A 23,584-nucleotide genomic window follows, 5' to 3' on the forward strand; every position below is an offset into this window, starting at 1 on the left:
TTCGGACAGAGCGAACGTGGCTTTCAAGACCACGCTGCAACTCGCCACGAGGAGCCACAGAGATGACCCGACGCGCCACCGACAACTCGAAGGCACTCGACGCCTTCATCGCCGCCAAGCTGGAGATCGACAGCATGCTGGAACGCCTCAAGGCGCTCAGCGACGACCACTTCGAAACCAATCCCGACGAGATCAACTGGGGCCATGTCGGCTCCCTGAGCCACTACCGCGACAAGCTGCGCGAGATCACCGACATGGCGTTCCGCGAGGGCGAGCACGCCGGGTGAAATCCTGCACCTGCCTGAACTCCGGCCGCGCCGTGCCGCGCGGCTTGGGGTCGTAGAAGGGCCGCGACGGTTGCGGTTCAATCCAAGGAGACGACCCCATGACCAAGCTCACCGACACGCAAGCCGTAATTCTCAGCGCCGCCGCTCAACGCGACAGTCACAATGTCCTGCCGCTTCCCGGTTCCCTGCGCGGAGGCGCCGCCACCAAGGTGGTGGAGACGATGATCGCCAAAGGCTTCATCGAGGAAGTCGATGCCGACGTCCGCAAGGGCGAGCTTATCTGGCGCGAGACCGGGGACGGTCACGCCACCACGCTGGTGGCGACCGACGCAGGCCTCGCCGCCATCGGCATTGAGCCCGAGGGCACGAGCACCGCGCCTGCGAGCGCGCCAGACACCCCCGCCGAGCAGCAGGCTGCGCCCACGACGCGAACACCGCGCGAAGGCACCAAGCAGGCCGCGCTGATCGCGATGCTCCGCGCGCCGGGAGGCGCGACCATCGCCGAGATTGTCGCGGCCACCGGCTGGCAGCCGCACACGGTGCGCGGCGCGATGGCGGGCGCTCTCAAGAAAAAGCTCGGTCTCGAAGTGGCCTCCGAGAAGATTGATGGCCGCGGGCGGGTGTACAGCCTCCCGCCGGCTTGAAGGCGATACATTCTCCAAGCTTGATACCGCCGCCCGATCCGGGCGGCGGTTTTCATCTGGCATGGCGCAACCGGATTTCCTCGAACAGCCGACGCAGCGCGTAGGAACGTCCAATGCTGACCACCGTGAAAATGCCACCCATCATAAGATTCTGCGCCAGTGTGGTGTGCAGCCCGAAAATCGGGAAGATCAGGATCTGGGTCACCACCGCCACGCCGTAGCCAACGGCGACATTGGCAAGGGACTCGATGAGAGACATGGCACGGCTCTGTTTCATGCTGCATCCGTTTCGGCTGAAGCAGGACTGAGCCGCTCGTCCTTCACCTCGACGAAGGTCCGGCCGTCGCCGTCGAGGATCGCATTGCGCCCAGTTTCCGCCTGCCAGCGCTCCACGGCGACATCGACATAGGCTGGGCTGATCTCCATCGCGAAGACGCGGCGCCCGTTGGCCTCGCCCGCCATGATCTGCGAGCCGGAGCCAGAGAATGGCTCATAGCAGAGCCCGCCGCGAGCCACATGCTGGCGCATCGGTATCCCGAAGGCGTCGAGCGGTTTCGGCGTCGGGTGGTCGGGGCGCTCATCCTTGGCGAAGGACGGCATTTCCCACGTCGAGGGCAGCGTCTCCTCGGCGACCTTCGGCGGACGGTTCGGGCGCCGCCAGCCCATGAAGCAGGGCTCGTGCTTCCAAAGGTAATGGGACCGGGTCAGGACGCCGCGGTCCTTCACCCAGATGATCTGCTGATGGACGAAGGCGCCGGCCTTCTCCCAGCAAGCCTCCAGCATCGCTTGGCGGCGGGACGCGTGCCAGCAATACCAGGCGGCGTCCTCGGTGATCGCCTCGGCCACTGCTGCGGCTATGAAGCCGTCGTAAAGCTCCGCGCCCTGCGAACTGTCGTCCCAGGTGACGCCGTAGGATTGGCTCCAATCCTTGTTCCGTGTCGGGTGGTTGGAGCCGTCGTAGTCGACCAGATAGGGCGGGTCGGTGGCGAACAGGACCGCACGCTCGCCGTTCATCAGACGGCGTACATCCTGATGGTTCGTGCTGTCGCCGCAGAGCAGCCGGTGATCGCCGAGGATCCATAGATCGCCTTTGCGCGAGGCCGGATTGCGCGGCGGCTCGGGGATGGTCACGGGCGGAACCGAGCCGCCAGCCCCGCCGTCTTCATCGTCTGCGTCCGGGTCGAGGGCGAGGAGCTTGTCGAGTTCGCCGTCGGAGAATCCGACCAGTGATAGATCGAAGTCCTCGGCCAGCAGTCCCTGCAGCTCGGCCGACAGCAGCGCCTCGTCCCAGGTCCCGAGTTCGGTCAGCTTGTTGTCCGCGATCCGGTACGCCCGGCGCTGCGACTCGGTCAGATGACCGAGCACGATCACCGGTGCCTCGGTCAACCCGAGCTGCGTGGCAGCCAGAACGCGACCGTGGCCCGCGATAAGCTCCCCGTCCTCGGCCACGAGGCAGGGCACGGTCCAGCCAAACTCGGCCATGCTGGCGGCGATCTTGGCGACCTGCTCCGTGCCGTGCACCTTCGCGTTCTTGGCGTAGGGCTGGAGGCGCGAAAGCGGCCAGGTCTCGATCCGCTCGGGGGCGAAGCTCAGCGTCATGTGTCGGATGGGTCCGTGGATCGAAGTGGACACCTGTGGTCCTGGACTCCGGATGCCGCGCTGGACTCCGTGAGGGGTCCAGCGGGCGCGACGGGCGTCCGGCCATCAGGCGCGTGTTCGTTGGTGGTTTCTCGGGATCTGCATGGATCCGGATGCCGGGTGGCTTCCCAAAAATCCGGCCCTGTCGCTGGCGATCCATCGCGCTTCGCCCGCCAGCATACGATTTCCGCCAGGAAGGACCCGCGAACTCGTATGCACAGACGATGTTGACGTGAACGGGCATCGGTCCATAACGAAAGGATCAACGCGGATCCTTTACTTGGATCGGTTCCAGCGAAAGGATCCGTGCGCTCGTGATCGCGACGCGCGCCTCTCCCGAGGATAGCCAGAATCTACCCAAGAACTGGGGTTTTCGTCTCTTCGAAAAGTGTCCGGCGGACACTTTCCGCTTCGCGTCGCGAGCTTGCGATCATTCGCCGAGGAGCGCTCGCAGATCTTTCATCAGCAGGAAGAGATGATAGGGGTCGGTCGGACTCGGCTCGAAGTCGAACTGCTCGTACCAGGCGCGCGCTTCATCGTCCTTGGCATGAACGAGAAGCGCTCGGATACCTGCAATTTCGGCAGCTTGAGCCGTGCGCAGCAGTGCATCCTTGAGCAACGCTTTGCCCAGCCCCTTTCTATGCTCGGATCGGTCAATGGCAAGACGAGCGAGGAGCATCACTGGGATCGGATGACGGGCAAGCCCTTTGCCGACACGACCGGGAGCGTCGGCATGTTCGACGGCGCCGACCGCGAGGCTGTAGTAGCCCACAACACGCTGCTCGCCGCGGCAGACGACATAGGTCTGAGCGCTGCCCGCTTTCTGGTTGACCAGAGCGTGGCGTTGCAGGAAGCGGTCGAGAGGTTCCTTGCCGGAATTGAACGCATCGAGGTCGTGAGAGGCATCGAGCTTTTTGACGGCAGAGAACGCTTTGTTCTCCGCCGTCACTCAAGCACGCTCTTCTCGGCAAGCAGTTTGGCGAGGCGCGGCTTGCTCTGGACGGGACGATCGAGAACATCCTGAAAAGCTTGCCACTGGGCATCATCCAGCCGGAACATACGCCGATCGACGAGCGCTTCCTCGGCGGCATGAATGCCCGCCTCAAGCAGGAACTCCGTCACGTTCTTGTGCGAAAACGTGGCTGCACGCTGCAGCAGCGCCTTCATGGTCGGCGTGGTGCGCACTTCGATACGTTCGGACTTAGCTTCGGCTACGGACATGGCTGATCTCCTGTCCCAATTTCTGTATCATACGGACAACGTACGGACAAGAAGTTAATTGGGATGGCTGGTCGGGTCCTCGCAAGCCCCTTTGACCATCTCAATCACATAGCGCCGCGATCGGAGCCGGGGGACTTTACGACGGTTCAGCCGCCACGCGATCACGCAGAGCGCATAGAGCCAGTGCTCGTGCGCCGCCGACCGCTGCAATCCGACGGTCCAGCAGATGGTTTTCCATCGCTCGCCGTAGGCGCGCAACCAGACGATCTTGCCGTCGATCGGATCCAGTCCCACCGTCCAGGTCAGCGTCTCCTCCATCCGGCTGATCGCGGCGGGTGACGGGATGACGCGCATCGGCTTCGGCTCCTGTCCGACCTTGTCGGCGAAGCTATGGATGACCTCCGGCCAGACGCTGAAGTATCCCTGCCGCCGGGGTTCGGGCAAGCGCTTGAGCACGAAGGCCGCTTCCGCGAGACGTTCCTCGACGAGGCTCGGTGTCCACAGGGTCATCGGCGCGCCTCCTTCGCCTGATCGCGGTCGCCATAGAGCTTCTCGCCGAGTTGCCGGACGAGCTCACGCTCGGGCCAGGTCAGCCGGTCGTCATCGAGAGAGACCGCGAGGACACGCTGCTCGCGCCAGCCATCGCGCTTGACTTCATCGGGTGTACGGCGCTGGCCGCCATATCCGCGTGGCGTCCACCTCACAGCACACCTCCCCGGGTCTCCATCGCCCAGAGCAGGATCGCGATCGCGTCGGCCTCGTTGTCGTCGGCGGGTTGGAACCCGCGCTGGCGCATCGCGGCGAGCACGGCATCCTTGCCGGCGTTGCCCTTGCCCGTGGCGAAGCGTTTGATGGTGCCGACAGGAACGCCCTGATAGGCGACGCCCTCACGCTCGCACCAAGCGGTCAACGTCGCCAGGAAACCGCCGTAGAGGTGGGCGGCGTCAATGCCGATATGGCGCCGGACCTCCTCGAAATAGATCGCGGCCAACCCACCGCTGTCATCGGCCAGTTGTTCGAGCCAGTGCTGGAAGCGCAGGTAGCGCATGCCGCCGCCGTCGTAGCGGCCTGAGCGGAAGCTGGCGGTTCCGCTGTGCACGATCCCGCCCGCCAGGCTCGCCCAGCCCGTGGTGGTGCCGAGATCCAGGGCGAGAATGGCGCCGCCCGCGGATGTCGAGATGACCGGGGCCGGATGGGGCGCGCTCTTGGGGAGGGGTGACGGGCACTGGCTCATGGTGGTGGGTCCTTCTCGTCTGATGTCGGTGAGGGGATGAACGGCACGGCGACCGCGCGCGCGAAGCCCCTGGGGGTGGGAGTGGGAGAACCCGCTCGGCGCGGTTCTCCCCCACCCCCGAAGGGGGTGGCTTTCACCCCCACAACTTCGAGAGCGCAGCAACGCGGTGAATCTGTTGGAGAAATCGAAGTTGGGACGGCCCATACTGTGGGTCGCGTTCCCAACTTGGATCTGCGAAAGGCCGCGCAGGGGAGCGCGCTGGAGCCAAGGTAGTTGGGACGAGATTTCCCAACTTGAATCTGCGCGGGACGGCTGGGGGGAGCGCGGCGGCGCGAAAGGCAGCGAAAGTAGTTGGGAAGCTGGCCGCCCAGCTCGCCGCAACTTGCCACAACTTGATTCTGCGTAAGTCCGCGTGATCGGGGTGAGCTGGCGCATCACGAGGCCTCCTCCGTCTGATAGACCCAGACCAGAGGGTTCTCGACCGGCAGCGCCGCGCCGCTCTGCGGGCATTTGTAGGTGCTGGGAAGGACTGGGATCCGGACGGGCACGACCTCGCCGGTGTCGGGGTCCGCCGTCTCTTCTCCGGTCGGGAACGTCATGCCCTCGACGCAGAGATAGCCGAACTTCGAGCGCGAGGTTGGCAGACCGAACGGCGCGCCATCGCGAACGAACTTGATGAAACCCTTTGTGGCCAGCACGCTGATCCGTTCGCGGATCGTGTCCTTGCCGCCGAGCCCGGCCTGGTTCTCGAAGCTCTCGGCGAACTGCAGCGCGGTATAGAGCCGGCCGGCTTCGGCCTCATCGAAGAGCAGCTGAAGGATCACGTCGTGTTTGCGCGCGCGCTCGGCGTCGAGCTTCTCGCCGAACTCGCGACGCACGAGCCTTGTCTCCGAGCGGTCGATCGCGATCCAGCGTCCGTCCGCCTTGTCGACGATCATCGGCTCGATGCCGGGGCCGTTGCGCAGTTCGAAATGCAGCATCCGCTCCGGTCGGTCCTCGTCGGGCCGGTGCATGATCACGCCGGAGGTGTAGAAGCTCCGGAGGCTGCCCGCGCCCGAGAGCGCCATGAACGGGTCCTCGACGAGCTGCTTCTTGGTGATCTTGCGGGTGTGATGGCAGAGGATCAGGCCGGCATCCGGGGCTACGGCGTCCCGCAGCGCTTCGACCCGCTCCTGCAGGAAGAAGAGCATTGCGGTGTTGTCGTTCTCCCCGCCGCCGTCCGGGCCGCCATCGAAGAGATTGCGGATCGGGTCGATGCAGAGGATGTCGGGCGCGCCATGGCCGTAGTGGGCGCGAACGGCGGCGATGGTCAGGCCCACGCCGCCGGCGTCGAGCAGCATGCGGACCTTCGGCGTAGCGACGAGATTATCGCGCGCCGCGGCCAGGAGCGCCGGCTCGATCCGGATGGCCTGGAGGCGCTCCCGGAGGTAATGGTACTGGATCTCCGCCTGCAGATAGAAGATCCGCAAGGGCCGACTCGGCGCAAAGCCGAGGAAGGGCACGCCCGCCGCCATGTGGACAAGCAGACTGATCAGGAAGTCGCTCTTGCCGACCTTGGGCGCGCCGCCGAGCACCAGCATCCCGCCGGGCGTCAGCAATCGCGGCGCGATGATGTCGTCGGGCATCGGGCTCACGTCGTCGAGCAGCGCGCCGAGCGTGAAGAGCGGCAGCGCGGACATCGGCGGCACGGCGATCCGTTCGAGGGCCGGCCCATGGCGCTCTTCATGCAGCCGCCAGAGGCGCTGTGCTTCCGAGGCGAGACGTTCGAGCGGCCAGCTGGGACGGAGCTGGGCGGCGTTGTACTGGCAGATCGCCTCCCACGCGTCGTCGCGGCTCATGCGGCCCTCGTGCGCCATGCGGACGTAGTGGCCGATCGCGGCGCTCGCCCCCTGGAAGCGGGTCCAATCGTCCGATCCGCCTTCGCGGACCGGCGTCGTCAGGACATCGGTGATCGACGGTTTGTCCGTAGAGGGGCCTGGCTCGGATCCGACCCCGGCAAGCGGCGGCATGTCGGCGACGAGTTCGGCGAAGTCGCGCAGATGGACCTCGACCCGCGGGCTATGGCGGCGGATGTTGACCAGCCGCTTGAACCCGCCCTTGTGATAGACGGAGCCGGCCAGACGGATCGGCTGGTGGGCCGATCGGAAATGCGTGTCGCCGCCGACCTTGACCGCAATGTCGCCGCGCAGCCGACAGAGAAGCGCGATGTCCTCGCCCTCGGCCGGTTCACTCAAGCGCCACCAGACATGCAGCTTGTCGAGACCGTCCGGCGTCCGGCCGCCGCTTTCGACGAGCAGTGTCGGCTCGCCGAGATGCCGGATGAGGTGGTCGAGCTTGGCGGCGATGTCACCCGCGTCGAGGTCGACCAGGACCGTCTGCATCTGCTGGACATCGGCGGCCTTGGCCTTGCCGGTCTCGGCGACCGTTCCCGGCACCACATAGAAGGCCGCCCCTTCGCGTGCTGCCCAACCGGCGAAGGAAACCGCCTTCTCCAGCAAACTGTCGTCGATCTCGATCCAGGCGTTGTGGGGTCGGCCGTCAATGCCCTGGCCCTTGTCAACGAACCCGCGCAGCGGCACCCAGCCCTCGCAGTAACGGAAGACGACATCGAGAAAGACGGCGATCTGCTCTGGATCCGGCTCGATGTCGAACGGATCGGCCTGCGGCGCGGCGTCGTTGAAGTCGCGCCAGGCATCGAGGGAGACGACCTTGTTCTCGCTCATGCCGGCAGCCCCCAGCAGCGTTCCGCCCACGGGCACATCCGGCACTCGTGGAAGTCACGGCTCGTAGCGATGCGCGGCAGCAGATCCCCTGCATCCGTCGCCTGGAGGATCCGCACGGCGCGGTCGCTCATGCGTTGGGCGAGCCCCGCGTCGAACGGCACGAGTTCGTGGTGCAGTTCGGCGGTGTCCTTGTTGATGGCGGTGAAGAGCGCGGGATTGTCGGAGATGCCGGGGACCTGCGCTTCCATATAGGCTTGGTAGAGGGCGATCTGGGACGCGTAGACGGGCTTCGCCACGACCACGCCCTTGGCCACGGTCTCGCGCCAGTTCCTGGCGTTCATCGTCTTGCATTCCCAGAGCGCGGGAACGCCGATGCCCAGCAGCTGGGGTGCGGCGGCGACGATCCCGTCGACATGACCACGGATGCGGCCACCAGCGACCGAGAAGCCGAATTGCTCGCCGTCCGGACGGTTGCCCTTGCGGGAATAGAGATCGAACCCGGCACCGCGCAGCCAGCGGATGGCAAGATCTTCGAGCGCGTGTCCGATCTCGAAGATCCGCAGAGACTGGCCGGAGAACTCCTGGCCCTCATCCTTCGGCGCGCCCGCGAACTCGAATTGCAGAGCGCGCTCACAGCCGTGTCCGAGGCGGGAGCCGCCCAGATAGTCGCGGGCTGGCCGTGTCACTTGATCGGCGGTGAGCGCCCGATCGACGGTGGCGTTGACCCGGTCGGCAAAGCTGGGACGGCGGTTATAGTCCAGCATGCTGACCTCCCTCGTAGCTGCGGTGGGCGAGCCCGTGGCAGGTCGAGCAGAGCCATTCGACCGCGAGCGGCTCGAAATAGTCGTGATGATAGGCTTCGAGTTCGGTCACGCAGCCGCAGCGCTGACACCAGACCGGCACGATGATCCGGCACGCCTTGACTGCACTCCTGACGATGCCGTGCGCCTTGTTCTTTTCAGCGTGGCGCAGCCGATACCGGCGCTGCGCCTCCCGATGCCTTTCGGGATCTCGGAAGTTCTGCGCGTAGGCACGCTGATATTCCCGGCGGCAATCCCGGCACCAAGCCTGTAGACCATCGGGGCTCCGGCGCCGCACGCCAAACTCTACCGCCGGCTTCTCTTCACTGCATTTGCTGCACGTTTTCATCAGAACGGCACCTCCGCGTCGGCGTCGGCTGCCATGGCGTGCATGGCGTCCTGGAAGCCGCCGACGGCGACCTCGATGAGCGTGAGCACCTGCGCCTCCGTGAGGTCGGAGAAGCGCGCCTGCCAGCCGATCTCCTCCATGATCTCGGCGACCGGCTTCATGGCGGCGCGGATCGCCGCCTTCTCCTGTTCGGTGAGATCAACCATGGCCCAGCGCTCCCGCGCCAAGCGCGTCCAGAAGCCTTGGCAGGCCATCGAGCAGAACCAGACCGAGGGGCGCGGTTGCTTCGAGCGCACCGGGTCGAACCAGCCAAAGCCACGGGTGGGTCGCCGGCAGACAGCACAGAGCGTTCCACGCGGATGCCAGAGCCGCCGCCGGTCCTCGGCCGTGGTGGGGGAAACAGATGCCATGGCTCATGCCGCCCTCCCTATGGCTGCTTCGGGCGCGGCATCGGCCGCCCCGAAGACGAGGGAGCGGATGGCGTCGCGGTTGAAGCGAAAGGCCAGCAGCGCCGATGCCTGGTAGCGGGTGAGCCCGAAGTCCTGCCGGTAATCCGGCGGCAGGAAGGCGAGCTGCCGGTCGGTGGGCGGCTGGTTCAACCAGCGGCGCGTCTTGTGCGCGCTCTCGTCGCTCTCATGCTCGTTGAGCCAGTCGTCCGCCGCCGCCAGGCAGACAGTGCGCTCGCCCATCGCCAGCAGGTGAGGCCGCTGCTTCTGCAGACCGCCGATGCCGTACCAACGGCCGTTCAGGAAGAAGACACCGCCCCAGGCATTGAAGCCGTTGGCGATGAGCGCGGCATCGTCGCCGAACAGATCGCACCAGCGGAAACTCGACCGCTTCAGCAGGTCGATCTCGGACATCACGAAGTCGCCGAGCGGCGCTGCTTCGCCGCCTTCGGGACGCTCCCAGAGGTGCCCACACAGCGGGCATTCGATAGTGGCGAGCGGCACGATGGCGCCGCAGTCCGGGCAATCCTTGGTGGGCGCCTCGCCGGAGGGCTCGCGACCGTCCAGGTCGACGTCCTGTTCCAGCGATCCGTGCATCAGAGTCGAGGTGCCGAAGTCGAGCACGATGCAGTCGGTCTTGATGATGCCGGGATGCTCCTCGGGCGAGACCGTGCGCAGACCGCGACCGACCATCTGGATCATGGTCGACTTGTAGGAGCTCGGCCGCAGCAGCACGACGCAGCTCGTCGGCGGGTGATCCCACCCCTCGGTCAGGACGGCGACATTGACGACGACCCGCAGCTCTCCGGCGGCGTAGGCGTCGAGGTTCGTCTTGCGGTCTGTATCGGCCATGTCGCCGTGGATCAGCCCGGCGGAGACACCGGCTGCGTTGAAAGCGGCGGTCACGTTGCGCGCGTGGTCCACGGTCGAGCAGAACACCACCGTCTGGCGCTCGCCCGCCTTTTCCCGCCAGTGGCGGATGACGGCGTCCGTGACCGGCGACCGGTTCATGATCGCGTCGACCTCGGCCATGTCGAAATCGTCGGCCGTGCGGCGCACCTTGGTGAGCTGGTCCTGGACGCCGACATCGATCACGAAGGTTCGCGGCGGCACGAGATGCCCGGACGCGATGAGCTCCCCGATCCGGATCTGATCGGCGACGTTGGAGAACACCGGGCGCAGACCGCGCTTGTCGCCCCGATTGGGTGTCGCCGTGACGCCGTAGACCCGGCACTCGGGATTGCGCTGGAGCGCGGTGTCGATGATGCGGCGATAGCTGTCGGCGGCCGCGTGGTGCGCCTCGTCGATCACCAGGAGGTCGAGCGCGGGCAGCTGGTCGAGATTGCCCGTACGCGCCAGCGTCGGCACCATGGCAAAGGTGACCTGGCCGTTCCAGGACTTCTCCTTCGCATCGACGACCGAGGTCGTGATGCGGGGATTCACCCGGCCGAACTTGCTGCGGTTCTGAGCGGTCAGCTCGTCGCGGTGGGCGAGCACGCAGGCCTTGGCGCCCGTGCTCTTCGGGGTTTCGCCGACCATGCGACCGACGACCCCCGAGAGCATGATCGTCTTGCCGGCTCCGGTCGGGGCGACGCCGAGGGTGTTTCCGTGTTCGCCGAGCGCGCGGACACTGCGCTCGACGAACTGCTTCTGGCGGGGACGCAGCAGCATGGCCGCCTCACTGCGCCCAGGACGGGCGCGTGCCCGCCGCCGGTGCTGAAGATTGGGACATGGAGGGCTGGGAAGGCTGAGCCTGCGGCTGCGGTGCCGCACCGGGCACGCCCATGAGGGCGGCATAGTCCTTGTGATCCGGCGTCACGGCCGCGCGGATCTCGTTCTTCTCCTCGCCGTTGGTGTCGGTGCCAATGTCGATCCGCGCCACGAACTCCAGGCCGTCGAGATCGGCAAAGCCGCTGATGCGACGCGCGGCCTGGGCCTGAGCGGACGTGTCCATGTCCGAAATGCCGCGCGCAGAGTTGAGCATGCCGCGGATTAGGCTGCGGCCCATGTTCGCCCAGTCCGGCCCCTTGGGGCTGTAGAGCCCGATCAGGGTGAAGATCTTGCGCCGGGCGTAGGGCCCTTCGAGAACCGTGAACTCGCCCGAGAGATAGACCGAGCCGGTGGTTCCCCGCGTGGCGTATCCGCCGGTCCAGCCCTGCGCCGGATCGTCGAATCCGCCCGGGCGGATCGTCAGGCGCACCTTGGCCAGCGTGCCCTTGGGGATGATGTTGCTGTTCTGCTTGGCGTCGTTGAAGTCGTTCCAGGATCCAGACATGACTGGGGTCTCCTCGTTCAGGCGTCTTCGGAATGGGTGGGTGCGTCGGAGGTCGGCGCGGTCGCGGCCGGGGGCGCGCTGCGATAGGCCAGCCGCTCGGAGGCGGGCTTCACGGGGCCGCGGATCTTGGCCATCAGCCGGCCGAGATGCGGCTCCTCGATCAGGTCGAGACGGCCGGATCGATCCTTCGCCGGGAAGTTCCAGGGGTTGATCGTCTGGCAGACGAAGGCACGGTACGGCGCGCCGGACTCGTCCTTGATCTCCGCCATCGTCAGGACTTCATCGACGATGCCCGGCAGCTCGAGGCCGGTCTTCGAGCCGTCGATCTGCGGCTGGAAGATGCGCCGATTGAAGTCGTCGAGCTTCTCGTCGAGGATCCCGACGAACCAGACGTTCTTCGCCCGCGTGTGCTGGAGATGCGTGAGCCACGCGATCATCTCGCGGCCGTGCAGGCCATAGGCGCCGCGGACATCGGGCTTGCCGGTCTTCTCCGAGAACGCCTCGGGCTGCCCCTTGCACCATTGGAAGCAGAGCCGCCCGGCGACGGTGATCGAGTCGATGAAGACCGTGTGATAGCGGTCGAGCGAAGCCGGATCGCCGAAGCGCTCGCACACCGCCGCGAAGTGGGCCTCGCTGTAGACCTGGTCGTCTCGCAGCGCCGGATTGGGGCCGCCGATGAAGACCGCGAAGTCGCGGCACTCGGCCCATGTGCGCGGCCGGACGCTGTCGCCGGACCATCCCTCGATGGCGAGGTCGCCCGCCTCCAGGTCGATGAACAATGTAGTGGCGGGGTCGAGCGTCCAGAGAAGCGAGGTCTTGCCGATCCCGGACTTGCCGAAGATCGTGCCCTTGATGCCGCGCGGCTCGGCGAGCCGCTGATCGGCGGAGATGATCGGGAGGGCCATCACTTGCCTCCCTTCGCCGCGATCAGGGCGTCGATCGCGACGTCCGCTCCCAGCGCGCCGGCCTTGCGGGCTTCGTCGTGGAGGGTGCGCACCGCATCGAACTCGCGGTAGAGCGCCGATGCCTGCTCATTCAGCCCGATGAGGGCGAAGGCCAGGTCGTCGATCGAGGCCGCCACGACCGGCTTGACGGTCTCGTCGCGACGCTCGCCAAGGGCCGGCACCCGGATGGTCTCGGGCAGCTTGTCCAGCCCGTAATGGTGCTCGCGGAGCACCGCGAGCTTCTTCGTGATGCTCATGACGTCACCTCGGTGTTCAGGGAAAGACGGAAGCTGGGCTTGCCGGTGCGGACGGTGCGCGCGTCCTCGAAGGCGGAGCGGATGTGGCTCGGCCAGGCCGCGTACTTGCGCTCGGGCACCTTGATCGCGACATCGACGTATTCTGTAGGGTCGTCGCCCTCGGCCCGGATGCGTTCGACGAGAGCGGCGAGCTTGTCCTGGTCCCAGTCGACGCGCTTCGGCAGGTCGGCGATCACGGTGACCGCGCCGTCGTCGAAGCGGATGGTCCCGGTGTCTTTGCCGGCGGCCTGCCGTGCGGCGTGGGCACGATCGCCGTACTTCAGCGCGACGGCCCCATCGAGCCAGTCGCAGACGGTCTTGGCGCGGCGCAGAGCGTCGGCGGCCTCGTCCTGCAGGAGGGCGAGCTGCTCGGCGGACAGAGCGGCGATGTCGCCGACAGACATGCGACGGAGCTCATCGAGGGAGATGCGGTTGGAGATCGTCATGACCGCCCCCCCTCACGCCGCAGGCTTGCTGGGGTGGTCGGCGGTGCTCGCCCGGATCTGCTCGCGCTCGTACTCCTCGACGTCTTCGAGGCGATACACGACGCGACCGCCGAGCTTGACGAAGCGCGGGCCTTCGCCTGTCCAGCGCCACCGCTCAAGCGTGCGGTGACTGATGTTCCAGCGCGCAGCCAGGTCGATCTGGTTGAGGTGTTTCGTAGCCATTTGTGTCTCCTTGGGTTCCTGTCGAAAACCTGCGGAGAGGATGGCTGCCGGGCGGGTAGGAGCCGGGAAGGAGCCAGGTAGGGCTCAGGGTAGGAATCGGGGAAAGCGGCTCAGAAATGAAAAAAGCCGCCCACCGGGCGGCCTTTCAGATGAGAGAGTTCAGGTCATCAGAGGAACATCCAACAGCGGCCATGCTCCTCGCTGATGAAATCACGCCATTCAGATCTTCCGGAGAAAGCCTTGGCCAGCGTGTTGACGCTGGTGCTGTATCCGGCGCTCTCCAGAACCTCGGCGGTCAGAAGTTCCGGGTTGCCCGATTTCCAAGCGTCATAGAGTTGCCGGATGATCGCGCGCTGTTTCGATCCAGAGAATGCATAACGTGTTCCGCGAACGGTGAGGGATGCTCCGTCGGCCGCCATGGTGATCAAGTCGTCGTTCAGCTGTGAGCCCGTCGCGACGCGGGCGGCCAATAGCTCGGGAGCGATGGCAAGACCGTTGTGATCGGCAACGTCTCGAACGGCGATGAGCGTATGACCGAGGTGCACGTCAGTCGGCAGGCGATTTCCAGCTGTGAAGCTCAGGACAACTCGCAAGCCGGGTGCCGGACGCTTGCGGGCAGCATCGATGAAACTTCTCCATATCGTCGGATCGCCGAGCCGACGGCCAATCCATACGGAACTGCGTTTGCTGCGTCCCGGTAGTCGCGCGTCGCCCACTTCCCAGAGAAGATCGGGCACGAGTTCGACTGGGTCTGATCGCGGCGACAGATCCAGCCGCTCCACCAACTGGCCGATCAGCTTGCTGAAATTGACGCGGAACGTCGCCAACTGATCACCGGGAACACTCACCCACCCAGCTGTCGGGCTGAAATACCCATATGCCCGATGTTCAGGTGACCAGATCAGATTGACGGGCTCGTCCTCGTGGTCGACGAGTGAAACGGCTGCCCGCGAGTGATCTTTCGGCTGAAGGATCCCAGCCGCCTTCAGCGCTGGCGCGACCCGCCCATAATAGCCGTCGAGGACCGAGCCGCTGATGACCGCATCCGGCGTCTCGATCACCGACAGCAATAGGTCCGCCGCCCCCCGATCAATCGACGACGACACCGCCGTCTCCGGAAAGGATGCCCCAGCGCCGGAGGTACTTCTCGCCGATCAGCTGCTCCTCTTCAGTCTGGTCCTTGAGATTGCAGCCATGCGGCATCGTGATCGTCAACGGCAGCGTCCGACCGCGTTTGGCATCGCCCTTGGGATGGAATTTGATCGAGAGTTTGGCCTGTGTCGCCACCCAACCGCCAGCCAGCGGATCGTTGGCGCCGAACCGCTCTGCCGACATGCTCCAGATGGTGCGGTCGGCCTTCCGAAGACATTCCAGCGTGACGCGCTCGCCCACATTGTCGATGGGCATCAGACGCAGCTGCTTGACCTCGACGGACTCGATCCCATCCTCCGGGTCGGTCGGAAAATCGAAACGATGAAGCAGAACCGCGAGGTTGTAGGTGCGGAAGGGCACCTTCTCGCTCTGGAACTCGATCCCCAGCAGGTCGCGCGCCATGAAGCAGACCATCTCCTCGCGGCTCTCGCGGTCGTTGGCGACGACTTCGATGACGCCGGTCGCCGGTTCATACGTCATGGCCGCCTCAAATACGGGACGGCGGGCGCGGCGGACGAGCGTTCCCGCGTCATCGAACGCCAGGAAATCGTCGAGGAGGCCTTCGCGGTAAATTGCGATCTGGACAAGCTCGCAATCCTCGCCGTCGAAGGTCGGCCGGTAGCGCCCGAAGATATCGATGTGGATGTTGTTGGAAGCGAACCGTTCGCGCAGCGCCGCCTTGAAGGCATCGATGGATGCCTCGTCCCGACGCAAATCGAGATTCGGCTCGCCGATGAATCCGTCCCAGCTCCGACCACGGCGCCGCTCATCGGTGTAACGGACCTCCTCGGCATGGCGGAACCGAACCGGTTCGTTCAGGAACATCCAGAGCGAACGCGCATGGCCATTTGCCAGATCATCGAGCACCGTGCGGTCGTCGATCACGCTGTAGAGTGCGGTCTGCCCCGCATCATCGGCCAGGGCGCTTACCCGCTCGGCGTCATTGACGATGCGGGCGCGGGCTTCGTCGTCCAATTCGTCGACGGCCCGCAAAGTGACGCGGGCGACTTCCGGCTCGGGCGCCTCCCAATCGACCTCGGTCGGAAGCTCGATGCCGGTGTGGTGGAAATAGGCCTGCAGCGACGAGGCAGGCATGTTGCGGATGAAACTCGTCACTGAGGCCATGGCCGATCTCCTTAGCCCTTGATGTTACGGGGGTCGTTGCCGTGGGAATCGGACTGGCCGATCCGGCCATCCTGATTGTGGATCTTGAACTCCGTCCCAGCGTTGCGGCTGATCTCCCGCCCACGGTCGATCGCCTCCCGCTTCGTGTCGAAGTGCCCGCTGGCGCGCTCGGCGCCGCCGCGGCGGACATCCCATCCGCCATTGGGATTGGGGACCACGTGATGGGTGCCCGAACCGTTACCTGCTTTAGCCATGACGGCCTCCTGTCCCGTGAAAGCGCGAAAGTGGGTTCGTTACTACGAACTTGCGCGCAAGATAGGTATTGCAGGTGCGGCGTGTCAAGGACTAGATGTATCGCGATAACGAACCCGACGGACAAACAGGAGAACACCCGGTGCCAACACCCTTGGGAGAGCGCGTTCGCGAGCTCAGACTGAAGCGAGGATTGACCCTGGAGGCGCTGGCCGAAAGGGTCGGATCCAGCAAGAGCTACATGTGGGAGATCGAGAACAAGGACGTCGCGCGCCCTTCCGCTGAGAAGCTTCACCAGATCGCGGCCGCCCTTGAGACGACGACTGACTATCTGATTTCCGCCGACGAAGTCACCGAAGCGGACGCGACAGACACTGCCTTCTTTCGCAAGTATCAGAAGATGAATCCGAAGAGCAAAGAGAAGCTTCGCGAGATGCTTAAGATCCTGGACGATGAGGATGAATGAGCAATAGCGGCAGAAAATCGCCTAGAAAGGCCGCGAACGATCTGACTGTGCTTCTCCGCACGGTGCTGGGAGAAGACCGGTTCCCCGTGGACGTGGAGGCGCTGGCGCTCGAAGTCTCCCGAAACCACGAAGACCCGATTACGGCAGTGAAGGGCGTCGACATCGACGGCTTCGAGGGCATGCTCCGGGCACGGCGCAAGAAGCCCGGTTGGCAAATTCTCTACAACACTCAGCCCCGCTACCGCGGACGCGAGCGCTTCACGATGGCTCACGAGTTCGGGCACTACTTGCTGCACCGGCGCCCGCTGACCGCAGCGCACTACCATAACGGCGAGCTCTCGGACGATTTCGACTTCGAGTGCCTTCCGCTGCAAGCCAACGGCTGGAAGGACGCGGAGAAGCAGCGTGAAGAAGAGGCCGACACCTTTGCCTCCTTCCTGTTGATGCCGATCGACGACTATCGGAACCAGGTCGGCGGTCAGGAGGTAACTCGCGACCTCCTTGGCCATGTGACCAACCGGTACGGAGTTTCGCTTCTTGCGGCCGCGCGCAAGTGGATCGAATTCACCGACACCCGAGCGGCCATGGTGGTTGCGCGAGACGGATTCGCGTTGTGGGGCAGAGCGAGCACGCGCGCCTACAGAAGCGGTGTGTTCATTCAATCGGGCATGCCGATTCCCGACGGCTCCATCATGGCCATGGGGTCGGCGTCGCAGCACACCAGTTCTCAGCGCCCGGTGGCTTTGCCAGCCGGCATCTGGACATTTAGTCGGGGCTCCGAACCCGTCCGAGAACTGACCTTCTTCTCTGACCGGCTCGGTTTGGCGGTGTCTCTTCTGCAGTTCGATCGCACCGTCGATGGATCTGAGGTCGAGGACGAAGAACCTTGGGATAGCTACGACCAGTTCACCCGCGATGATTCGAGGTAACGACCCGACAATGCTGCGGGCAGCGCCGCTCCGGGCGACTTGCACAGATGTTCACGCTGGAAAGGCCTGACGAACGGCTTCGATCTACTTCTAATGATTCCGCCGTGGCGCGATAAGCCATTGAATCTTATTGCGTATCTTCGTTTTGCGACTACCGTTTCGCCAATCATCTTCTGTTGCGAACGGTCTCATGCAAGACGCCCGATCCGGTCCGAACCCTCTGTTGCCCGTCCGTCTGTCGGCGGGCGAACGCCTCGATGAACTCGCGCAGATTCTTGCCGCGGGGCTGAGGCGTATACTGCCGGAACAGTCCAGTTCTTTATCTGCACCTGGCGAAGACAGTTCATTCGACATTCTCGCCCTCAAACGCCGTGTTGGTCGTCGCAAACCGAGCAACCGAGTTGGAGGGCAATGATGCCAGGGACAAAGAGAAAGACTGACGCCGCACCATGGCAACAGGGCAACCGCGATGCGGCGCACGCGGGCGTGGTCACGCAGCTTGCAGCGCTGAAGCGAATGACGGTGGTCGAGCTGAAGGCGAAGTGGGAAAGCCTCTTCGGTACACCCGCTCCGAACAATAGCCGCAGTTACCTCGAGCTGAGGCTCGGCTACCGGGTCCAGGAACTGACCCTCGGCGGCCTGACCCGCGAGACGCGGCGGACGCTGGACTTGCTGGCTGACGAAATCGAGGGCCGGGCTGGGCGCAAGACGATCATCGCGGATCCCCGCAACCCCGTGGTCGGAACCCGCCTCGTGCGTGAATGGGACGGGGTAGAGCACACCGTCACGGTGATGAAGGACGGCTTCGACTGGCAGGGGCGCAAGTTCAAGTCGCTCTCGGCGGTGGCGCGGGCGATCACCGGCACGCAGTGGAACGGCTACCGCTTCTTCGGCCTCCGCGAGGCGCGGAGGGACGACCGATGAGCCGTCATCAGGAAGCCGTCGCGGTCGTTCCGCGCCGCCAGCGCTGCGCCATTTATACCCGCAAGTCGAGCGAGGAAGGGCTCGACATGGAGTTCAACAGTCTCGACGCCCAGCGCGAGGCTTGCGAGGCCTTCGTGACGAGCCAGAAGGCGGAAGGCTGGGCCACCATTCGCGAACGGTACGATGACGGCGGCTTCTCCGGTGGCACGCTGGAGCGCCCCGGCCTGAAGCGCCTTATTCAGGACGTCGAGGCCGGTCTGATCGATGTGATCGTGGTCTACAAGATCGACCGGCTGTCGCGCTCGCTGATGGATTTCGCCAAGCTGGTCGAGATCTTCGACCGCAATCAGGTGACCTTCGTTTCGGTCACGCAGTCGTTCAACACCACGACCTCGATGGGCCGCCTGACCCTGAACATCCTTCTCAGCTTCGCACAGTTCGAGCGGGAGGTGATCGGCGAGCGCATCCGCGACAAGGTCGCGGCATCCCGCAAGCGCGGCATGTGGATGGGCGGTCACGTCCCGCTGGGCTACGACGTGCGCGACCGCAAGCTGGTCGTCAACGAAGCGGAAGCCGCGACGGTCCGGATGATCTTCGAGCGCTTCGTCGCCATCGGCTCCGCTACGACGCTGGCGAAAGCGCTCGCGGCCGAGGGTGTGCTGAACAAGCGCGGCAAGCCGATCGACAAGGGATTCCTCTACAAACTGATCAACAACCGGGTCTATCTCGGGGAAGCCGTCCACAAGGGCACGGCCTATCCCGGCGAGCACGAGGCCATCATTGATCAGGTCCTGTGGGACAAGGTGCACAGCATCCTGCAGGAGAGCCCGCGCCTGCGGGCGAAGAACACCCGCCGCCAGACGCCGGCTCTGCTGAAGGGGATCATCTTCACCGAGACAGGCACGGCGATGACGCCGACGGCGACGAAGAAGGGCACGCGCCTCTACCGATACTATGCGTCGATGGACCTGATCCGAAACCGCCCGACCGGCGACGCCTCGGGCCCGCTGCGCTTGCCCGCCGGCATGGTCGAGGACGCTGTCGTCGGCGAAATCCGCCGCATGATCCGCGCACCCGAAGTCGCGGCGCGGACCATAAAGGCTCTTCGCGACGAGAACTCGACCGTCGATGAGAAGGCGGTCGTCCAGGCGCTCGGCGAGTTCGACCAGCTCTGGGCGGCGCTCTACCCGGCGGAGCAAACCCGCATCGTCCAGCTTCTGGTCGAGCGGGTGACCGTCGGCGAAGACGGCATCGCCGTCGATCTGCGCCATGAGGGGTTGGGCTCGGTCCTGCGGGACATGATGGCCCCCCGCCAGACGGAGGCCCACGCATGACCGACTCGACGAACACCATCCGGGTCGTCATCCCCCTGACGATCCGCAAACGCAATGGGCGGCCGAAGATCCTGCCGCCTGACGAGGTGATCTTGCGGGATGGGCGGACGCAGGATCCGCATGTGCTGCGCGCCATCGCCCGCGCTTGGAGCTGGCGGCGGCAGCTGGAAACGGGGGCCGCTTCCACGATCCAGGACATCGCCACCGCTGAGAAGGTCTCCGACCGGTTCGTAAGCCGGATGATGCGGCTTGCTTATCTGTCGCCAGATGTGGTCGAAGAGCTCATCATCCGGCGTGCACCCCCTGCGCTTTCTCTTAACGAGCTTATGGCGGTGGCCCAGCGACCATGGACGGAGCAACGAGAAGTAGTGTTTGAAAAGGCGTAATCTTCATAAGCCAAGAGATCGTTTGAAGTGAAACGGCGTTGTTTGCACTCTGATTTTGGGCGATAAGAGTATGGGGGAAATGTTTTGTTATGACTAGGGTCGAAACCACGGACGCCGATATTCGTCGAGCGCTTCATACCAAGCGCTTGCGCCAACTCAGAGCCCGTCCGGACACGCTGGTGATCGATGAACTCGGCTTGGCGCACGCAAAGAGCCGAATCGATGTCGCCGTCATTAACGGCTGTATCCATGGCTATGAAATCAAGAGCGCCAAGGACACCCTAGTCAGGCTGGCTACCCAGATCGATATCTACCGGCAGACACTACAGAAGCTGACTATAGTAGCTGCGCCGAAGCACGTGGCCGGCATCATGACCAATGCTCCTGAATGGTGCGGCGTAATAGCGGCCGAGCAGGGTCCAAAAGGCGGCATCGCCTTCCACGTGTTGCGAAACGCCGTCGCCAACCCTGATATCGATCCGGTAATGATGGCGCATCTTCTCTGGCGTGATGAGGTCATCGAGCTGCTGGACCGGGCGGGATATGCGCCGAAGGACCTCAGGCGACCGAGAAAGCAACTCTACAAGATGCTGTGCGAAGCCATGACCTTGCCCGAAATCACGGCTTCCATTCGAAGCTTTATGGTGCAGCGCCGGACGTGGAGAGATCATCCAGCACATGCGTGATGTGGTGGTTGATCGTCACGAACTTCCACCAGGGCTGATTGCTGGGCCCTTTCGTTTTCGTAGCGCATTTGGCGATGTAGTCATCGCCGCTTGAGAACCCCGCGCCGCTGAACTTGCCGGACGCCAGGATCGAGGCGCAGTGGTCGTGCATCTGCCCCGGATTGTCGCGGAACGCCCCACCCTTGCGGACCTCCCAGACCGTTGGAGCCGTGTAGACGAGCTTGCCGGCCGACTTGATCTTGCGCATGTCCACCGGTGTGAATTCCGGATGAACGATGGTGTAGTCGCCGTAATTGGGCTGCCGCATCCCGGCCGGCATCTTGCCGAGCAGCGCCTGATAGAAGAGCCAGTCATGGCGCGGGAGCTGGTCGGCACCCTTTGCGACATCCTTGAACGTCTCAGGAATCGCCGTGCTGATGATCACGAAATTGCGAAAGGCGTGGAGATCGCCAAGCTTTCGCATAGCCGCGATCAGCGCACCCGCGAACGCGTTATAGGGCTCGAAATTCGGCGCCCCGAGATCGATGACAAGATCGATATCATCGAGCAACAGGCCAATCGATGCGGCCAAACCCTCGATCCGCGTGCGCGCATCCGGCTTCATCAGATCTTCCAGCCGGATCGAGATCGCAGCTCCAAGGCCATCGACGGCAACGATCGCCCCGATGGATGCCACCATGGCCGGGAAGGCATCGAGGGGAACGGCCGGTACCGCATTCGCCTGGAATGCACGGAGCGCTTCGAAGACGTAAGTGAAAATGTCCCGGCCATCTCCCATCGGTTTATTCGAGATACTGGGATGAACGCCGACCCAAGCCGGCCGCTGCCCCCATTTGGCATTGAAGCGGGCGGCAAAGGGGTGAACGTGCTCCTGAACAGTCTTCTTCGGCTGCCATAACTCGAAGTCGAATTCGACCTCCGGAATGGTAATGTACGGCACGATACGGTCCTTGGCGGTTGCGCCAAGCCTAGCGAGCGCCTGATACTCGCCTTGCCGCCAACGCAACGCCGGAACATACATATCCTTAGTCAAGATCATCGCCCGCCTCCTCAAGCTGCGAGCGCACCTGACCCAGCCCGATCAGATTGTTCAGAATGGTATAGTTGCCGCGCTCCTTCCTGATGCGCCCGGCAATGATGCTTGGATCGATGCCGATCGTATCCGCGTCGATTCTCACGGCCTCTTCTGACAGGGCAAAGCGGGAGAGGCACTGATCCCACAGCTCTTCCGGTATCAGCGCATCGAGCGCAAATTTATCGGCCTCCGCCTCGATCGCATCGCCGCCGTTACCGTCTTCCTCGTCGAAGAAGTCGAAGCGCAGACCGTCGAAGAGATGCAGGAAGACGTGGCCAAGCTCGTGCATAAGCACGAACCAGAAATTGTCCAGTCGGTCATGGCGCAAGGTGAGGCCAACGACCGGTCTCTCGCCATGAGCGAGCATGGCCGCGCCGTCGAGATACGACCCCGGAAGGTGGCGCTCGACGATTAGCACAATGCCTTTCTCGGCCAGCAGATCTCGGGCGCGCTTCGGCCCGTCGGTGCTCTTGGTGAGACGCACCAACTCCGGCAGCCACCGGTCATCGAGTTCAAAGGCGCCGATCTCTTCTGCTTCGATCTTGGAACGCGCGCGCTCCAGAATACGCGCCTGCCAAGCGAGCAGTGCGTATTCGTTAGGCACGTTTCCACTGTGCATCTTCTTGCGATGGAGAGCCGTTGCGAATTGCGGGCCGGCCGCATGCAGAAAATACTCCTTCACGCGCTCGATCGGGTTTGCGCCACGCGGTACATCGAACCACTTGCGCTTGATCATCTCTTTGTAGGGAAGCTGACCCCAAACAACATCGTCGGCATCACCCCAAGCGAAGACCGAACCGCCCACCTGCTGGGGTCCCTCGAAGCTTCCTGACGCCTTTACACCGAGCGCCTTCGAAATCTCGATCAGCCGCCCGAGGCTCGCACCCATGTAGTCTGTGGCCTCGTAGCGCTGCACCTGTTGCGGCTTCATGCCGAGCTTTTCGGCAAGGTCTGTCTGGCTCATGCCGGACGCAATCCGCGCCTGCACCAGCACGCGCGGCAGCTCTTCGAGCGCATAGGTTTTCGAGAACGAGGCCTCGCCGGACTTGAGGAGGTCGTATTCGGCAAGCTCCGCCTCAATATCGGCGATCTGGCTCTTGAGCGCGTCGATCTCCGCCTTCCTAAGCCATGCCTGATCCGTCGTGCGCACTTCCGCAGCGGCAAGCGCATCTCGCAACTTCGTAAGTTGCGCGCTCGAAACGCTGTATTGTTTGTCGCTGTAGATCATGGCTGCACCTTCCCTAGGAGAAGCGGATCGGCCGAAAGTGAAATGGAAATGATCCCTTTCTGATTTCCTGTGAAACGATCCAGTTGGAAAAAATCAACGAAAGCCTGCCCGACATCCGCGCAAATCATCGAGGACGGAAAGAACTCACCCTTGAATGCCGCTTTCTGCGCTGCCCGTCCGTTTTCAAATTGCCGAAACACAGGATCGAGCTTGGCAGGATCGACCCCTGTGGGGTCCCAGCACGCATCAAAGTCGCCCGGCCTAGGCTTGCCCGTGACATAACTACCGTCGAGATATACCGTCGGACATCCGGCCGCCCGCAGCTTGCTGGAGGCGAGCACAAGTCCGTTGAAAAGTTCGCGCCGCCAGGAATTCGTAGCGAACGCCGCCGCCACGTCTTCGAGACTGGCCTCATGTGCTCCAGGGGGTAGTACTGTCCACGGGGAGCCGGGTATTGGAACGAGGGCAGGAATCATGCTTACAACAATAATGTTGTAAGCAT

General features: G+C 64.1%; 31 protein-coding genes. 8 read left to right on the plus strand and 23 right to left on the minus strand.

Annotation, left to right across the window (positions count from 1 at the left end; genetic code table 11):
* Positions 1-62: 62 nt before the first annotated feature.
* Together I9P22_RS01370 and I9P22_RS01375 are read left to right on the plus strand one after the other, a co-directional pair.
* On the plus strand, positions 63-287 hold the full coding sequence (locus I9P22_RS01370; protein ID WP_045449885.1) for a hypothetical protein: 225 nt from the start codon (positions 63-65) through the stop codon (positions 285-287).
* A 98-nt stretch (positions 288-385) separates the two neighbouring features.
* Entirely contained in the window at positions 386-931 is a 546-nt protein-coding gene (locus I9P22_RS01375; protein WP_199257628.1) for a DUF3489 domain-containing protein, read from the plus strand.
* Between the two features lie 52 nt (positions 932-983).
* Here the strand turns inward: I9P22_RS01375 and I9P22_RS01380 are convergent, their stop codons facing one another.
* The 20 genes from I9P22_RS01380 to I9P22_RS01475 form a co-directional block, all read right to left on the minus strand.
* Positions 984-1,208, minus strand: a complete 225-nt coding sequence (locus I9P22_RS01380) for a DUF7220 family protein (protein ID WP_133675938.1) — start codon at positions 1,206-1,208, stop codon at positions 984-986.
* Positions 1,205-2,530, minus strand: coding sequence for a site-specific DNA-methyltransferase (locus I9P22_RS01385; RefSeq protein WP_113439566.1), 1,326 nt, complete (start codon positions 2,528-2,530; stop codon positions 1,205-1,207). The genes I9P22_RS01380 and I9P22_RS01385 overlap by 4 nt, the downstream gene beginning before the upstream one ends.
* 469 nt (positions 2,531-2,999) lie before the next feature.
* Entirely contained in the window at positions 3,000-3,518 is a 519-nt protein-coding gene (locus I9P22_RS01390; protein WP_199257629.1) for a GNAT family N-acetyltransferase, read from the minus strand.
* A complete protein-coding gene (locus I9P22_RS01395) occupies positions 3,515-3,790 on the minus strand; it encodes a type II toxin-antitoxin system TacA family antitoxin (RefSeq protein ID WP_199257630.1) in 276 nt (91 codons plus the stop codon). Before I9P22_RS01395 ends, I9P22_RS01390 begins: the two co-directional genes overlap by 4 nt.
* A gap of 54 nt (positions 3,791-3,844) precedes the next feature.
* Positions 3,845-4,300, minus strand: a complete 456-nt coding sequence (locus I9P22_RS01400; protein ID WP_199257631.1) for a DUF6362 family protein — start codon at positions 4,298-4,300, stop codon at positions 3,845-3,847.
* The gene (locus tag I9P22_RS01405) at positions 4,297-4,494 is read right to left on the minus strand and encodes a hypothetical protein (RefSeq protein WP_045449863.1); all 198 of its coding nucleotides are present in this window, start codon (positions 4,492-4,494) and stop codon (positions 4,297-4,299) included. Before I9P22_RS01405 ends, I9P22_RS01400 begins: the two co-directional genes overlap by 4 nt.
* Complete coding sequence (locus I9P22_RS01410; protein ID WP_233253126.1) at positions 4,491-5,024, minus strand: crossover junction endodeoxyribonuclease RuvC; 534 nt, start codon at positions 5,022-5,024, stop codon at positions 4,491-4,493. The genes I9P22_RS01405 and I9P22_RS01410 overlap by 4 nt, the downstream gene beginning before the upstream one ends.
* A 434-nt stretch (positions 5,025-5,458) precedes the next feature.
* Entirely contained in the window at positions 5,459-7,777 is a 2,319-nt protein-coding gene (locus I9P22_RS01415) for an AAA family ATPase (RefSeq protein WP_332908985.1), read from the minus strand.
* On the minus strand, positions 7,744-8,511 hold the full coding sequence (locus tag I9P22_RS01420; protein ID WP_199257632.1) for a hypothetical protein: 768 nt from the start codon (positions 8,509-8,511) through the stop codon (positions 7,744-7,746). The genes I9P22_RS01415 and I9P22_RS01420 overlap by 34 nt, the downstream gene beginning before the upstream one ends.
* A complete protein-coding gene (locus I9P22_RS01425) occupies positions 8,498-8,896 on the minus strand; it encodes a hypothetical protein (protein WP_199257633.1) in 399 nt (132 codons plus the stop codon). The genes I9P22_RS01420 and I9P22_RS01425 overlap by 14 nt, the downstream gene beginning before the upstream one ends.
* The gene (locus I9P22_RS24445; protein ID WP_197052979.1) at positions 8,896-9,306 is read right to left on the minus strand and encodes a DUF6511 domain-containing protein; all 411 of its coding nucleotides are present in this window, start codon (positions 9,304-9,306) and stop codon (positions 8,896-8,898) included. The genes I9P22_RS01425 and I9P22_RS24445 overlap by 1 nt, the downstream gene beginning before the upstream one ends.
* Before the next feature lie 3 nt (positions 9,307-9,309).
* A complete protein-coding gene (locus I9P22_RS01435; RefSeq protein WP_199257634.1) occupies positions 9,310-11,013 on the minus strand; it encodes a DEAD/DEAH box helicase in 1,704 nt (567 codons plus the stop codon).
* Between the two features lie 7 nt (positions 11,014-11,020).
* A complete protein-coding gene (locus I9P22_RS01440) occupies positions 11,021-11,617 on the minus strand; it encodes a hypothetical protein (RefSeq protein WP_199257635.1) in 597 nt (198 codons plus the stop codon).
* A 17-nt stretch (positions 11,618-11,634) separates the two neighbouring features.
* On the minus strand, positions 11,635-12,522 hold the full coding sequence (locus I9P22_RS01445) for an ATP-binding protein (protein WP_199257636.1): 888 nt from the start codon (positions 12,520-12,522) through the stop codon (positions 11,635-11,637).
* Complete coding sequence (locus I9P22_RS01450; protein ID WP_199257637.1) at positions 12,522-12,818, minus strand: hypothetical protein; 297 nt, start codon at positions 12,816-12,818, stop codon at positions 12,522-12,524. The genes I9P22_RS01445 and I9P22_RS01450 overlap by 1 nt, the downstream gene beginning before the upstream one ends.
* Complete coding sequence (locus I9P22_RS01455) at positions 12,815-13,303, minus strand: hypothetical protein (protein ID WP_199257638.1); 489 nt, start codon at positions 13,301-13,303, stop codon at positions 12,815-12,817. The genes I9P22_RS01450 and I9P22_RS01455 overlap by 4 nt, the downstream gene beginning before the upstream one ends.
* Positions 13,304-13,315: 12 nt before the next feature.
* Entirely contained in the window at positions 13,316-13,525 is a 210-nt protein-coding gene (locus I9P22_RS01460; protein WP_050474479.1) for a helix-turn-helix transcriptional regulator, read from the minus strand.
* Between the two features lie 167 nt (positions 13,526-13,692).
* Positions 13,693-14,631 (minus strand): hypothetical protein, encoded by a 939-nt coding sequence (locus tag I9P22_RS01465; protein WP_199257639.1) that lies wholly within the window; start codon positions 14,629-14,631, stop codon positions 13,693-13,695.
* Positions 14,615-15,802 (minus strand): hypothetical protein, encoded by a 1,188-nt coding sequence (locus tag I9P22_RS01470; RefSeq protein WP_199257640.1) that lies wholly within the window; start codon positions 15,800-15,802, stop codon positions 14,615-14,617. The genes I9P22_RS01465 and I9P22_RS01470 overlap by 17 nt, the downstream gene beginning before the upstream one ends.
* Positions 15,803-15,813: 11 nt before the next feature.
* Entirely contained in the window at positions 15,814-16,056 is a 243-nt protein-coding gene (locus I9P22_RS01475) for a DUF2188 domain-containing protein (protein ID WP_045449871.1), read from the minus strand.
* A gap of 95 nt (positions 16,057-16,151) precedes the next feature.
* On the opposite strand from I9P22_RS01475, the gene I9P22_RS01480 reads away from it, so the two are divergent.
* From I9P22_RS01480 to I9P22_RS01505, 6 genes are all read left to right on the plus strand, one after another.
* The gene (locus I9P22_RS01480) at positions 16,152-16,520 is read left to right on the plus strand and encodes a helix-turn-helix domain-containing protein (protein WP_233253127.1); all 369 of its coding nucleotides are present in this window, start codon (positions 16,152-16,154) and stop codon (positions 16,518-16,520) included.
* A complete protein-coding gene (locus I9P22_RS01485; protein ID WP_199257641.1) occupies positions 16,517-17,449 on the plus strand; it encodes an ImmA/IrrE family metallo-endopeptidase in 933 nt (310 codons plus the stop codon). The genes I9P22_RS01480 and I9P22_RS01485 overlap by 4 nt, the downstream gene beginning before the upstream one ends.
* 414 nt (positions 17,450-17,863) lie before the next feature.
* Positions 17,864-18,373, plus strand: a complete 510-nt coding sequence (locus I9P22_RS01490; protein ID WP_199257642.1) for a DUF2924 domain-containing protein — start codon at positions 17,864-17,866, stop codon at positions 18,371-18,373.
* Positions 18,370-19,707 (plus strand): recombinase family protein, encoded by a 1,338-nt coding sequence (locus I9P22_RS01495; protein ID WP_199257643.1) that lies wholly within the window; start codon positions 18,370-18,372, stop codon positions 19,705-19,707. The genes I9P22_RS01490 and I9P22_RS01495 overlap by 4 nt, the downstream gene beginning before the upstream one ends.
* Positions 19,704-20,093, plus strand: a complete 390-nt coding sequence (locus tag I9P22_RS01500; protein ID WP_199257644.1) for a hypothetical protein — start codon at positions 19,704-19,706, stop codon at positions 20,091-20,093. Before I9P22_RS01495 ends, I9P22_RS01500 begins: the two co-directional genes overlap by 4 nt.
* Before the next feature lie 89 nt (positions 20,094-20,182).
* Positions 20,183-20,779 carry a sce7726 family protein gene (locus I9P22_RS01505; RefSeq protein ID WP_050474486.1) on the plus strand — a complete coding sequence of 199 codons (597 nt, stop codon included), beginning with the start codon at positions 20,183-20,185 and terminating at the stop codon, positions 20,777-20,779.
* Here the strand turns inward: I9P22_RS01505 and I9P22_RS01510 are convergent.
* From I9P22_RS01510 to I9P22_RS01520, 3 genes are read right to left on the minus strand one after another with little or no spacing between them, the layout of a single operon-like run.
* Positions 20,733-21,818, minus strand: a complete 1,086-nt coding sequence (locus I9P22_RS01510; protein ID WP_199257645.1) for a beta family protein — start codon at positions 21,816-21,818, stop codon at positions 20,733-20,735. The genes I9P22_RS01505 and I9P22_RS01510 overlap by 47 nt on opposite strands.
* Positions 21,805-23,082: an XRE family transcriptional regulator gene (locus tag I9P22_RS01515; RefSeq protein WP_199257646.1), complete on the minus strand. Its 1,278-nt coding sequence runs from the start codon at positions 23,080-23,082 to the stop codon at positions 21,805-21,807. The genes I9P22_RS01510 and I9P22_RS01515 overlap by 14 nt, the downstream gene beginning before the upstream one ends.
* Positions 23,079-23,558, minus strand: a complete 480-nt coding sequence (locus I9P22_RS01520) for a DUF6932 family protein (RefSeq protein ID WP_050474489.1) — start codon at positions 23,556-23,558, stop codon at positions 23,079-23,081. The genes I9P22_RS01515 and I9P22_RS01520 overlap by 4 nt, the downstream gene beginning before the upstream one ends.
* Positions 23,559-23,584 lie beyond the last annotated feature (26 nt).

The organism is Paracoccus binzhouensis (assembly GCF_016446475.1).
In the GTDB taxonomy this organism is placed as follows: domain Bacteria; phylum Pseudomonadota; class Alphaproteobacteria; order Rhodobacterales; family Rhodobacteraceae; genus Paracoccus; species Paracoccus binzhouensis.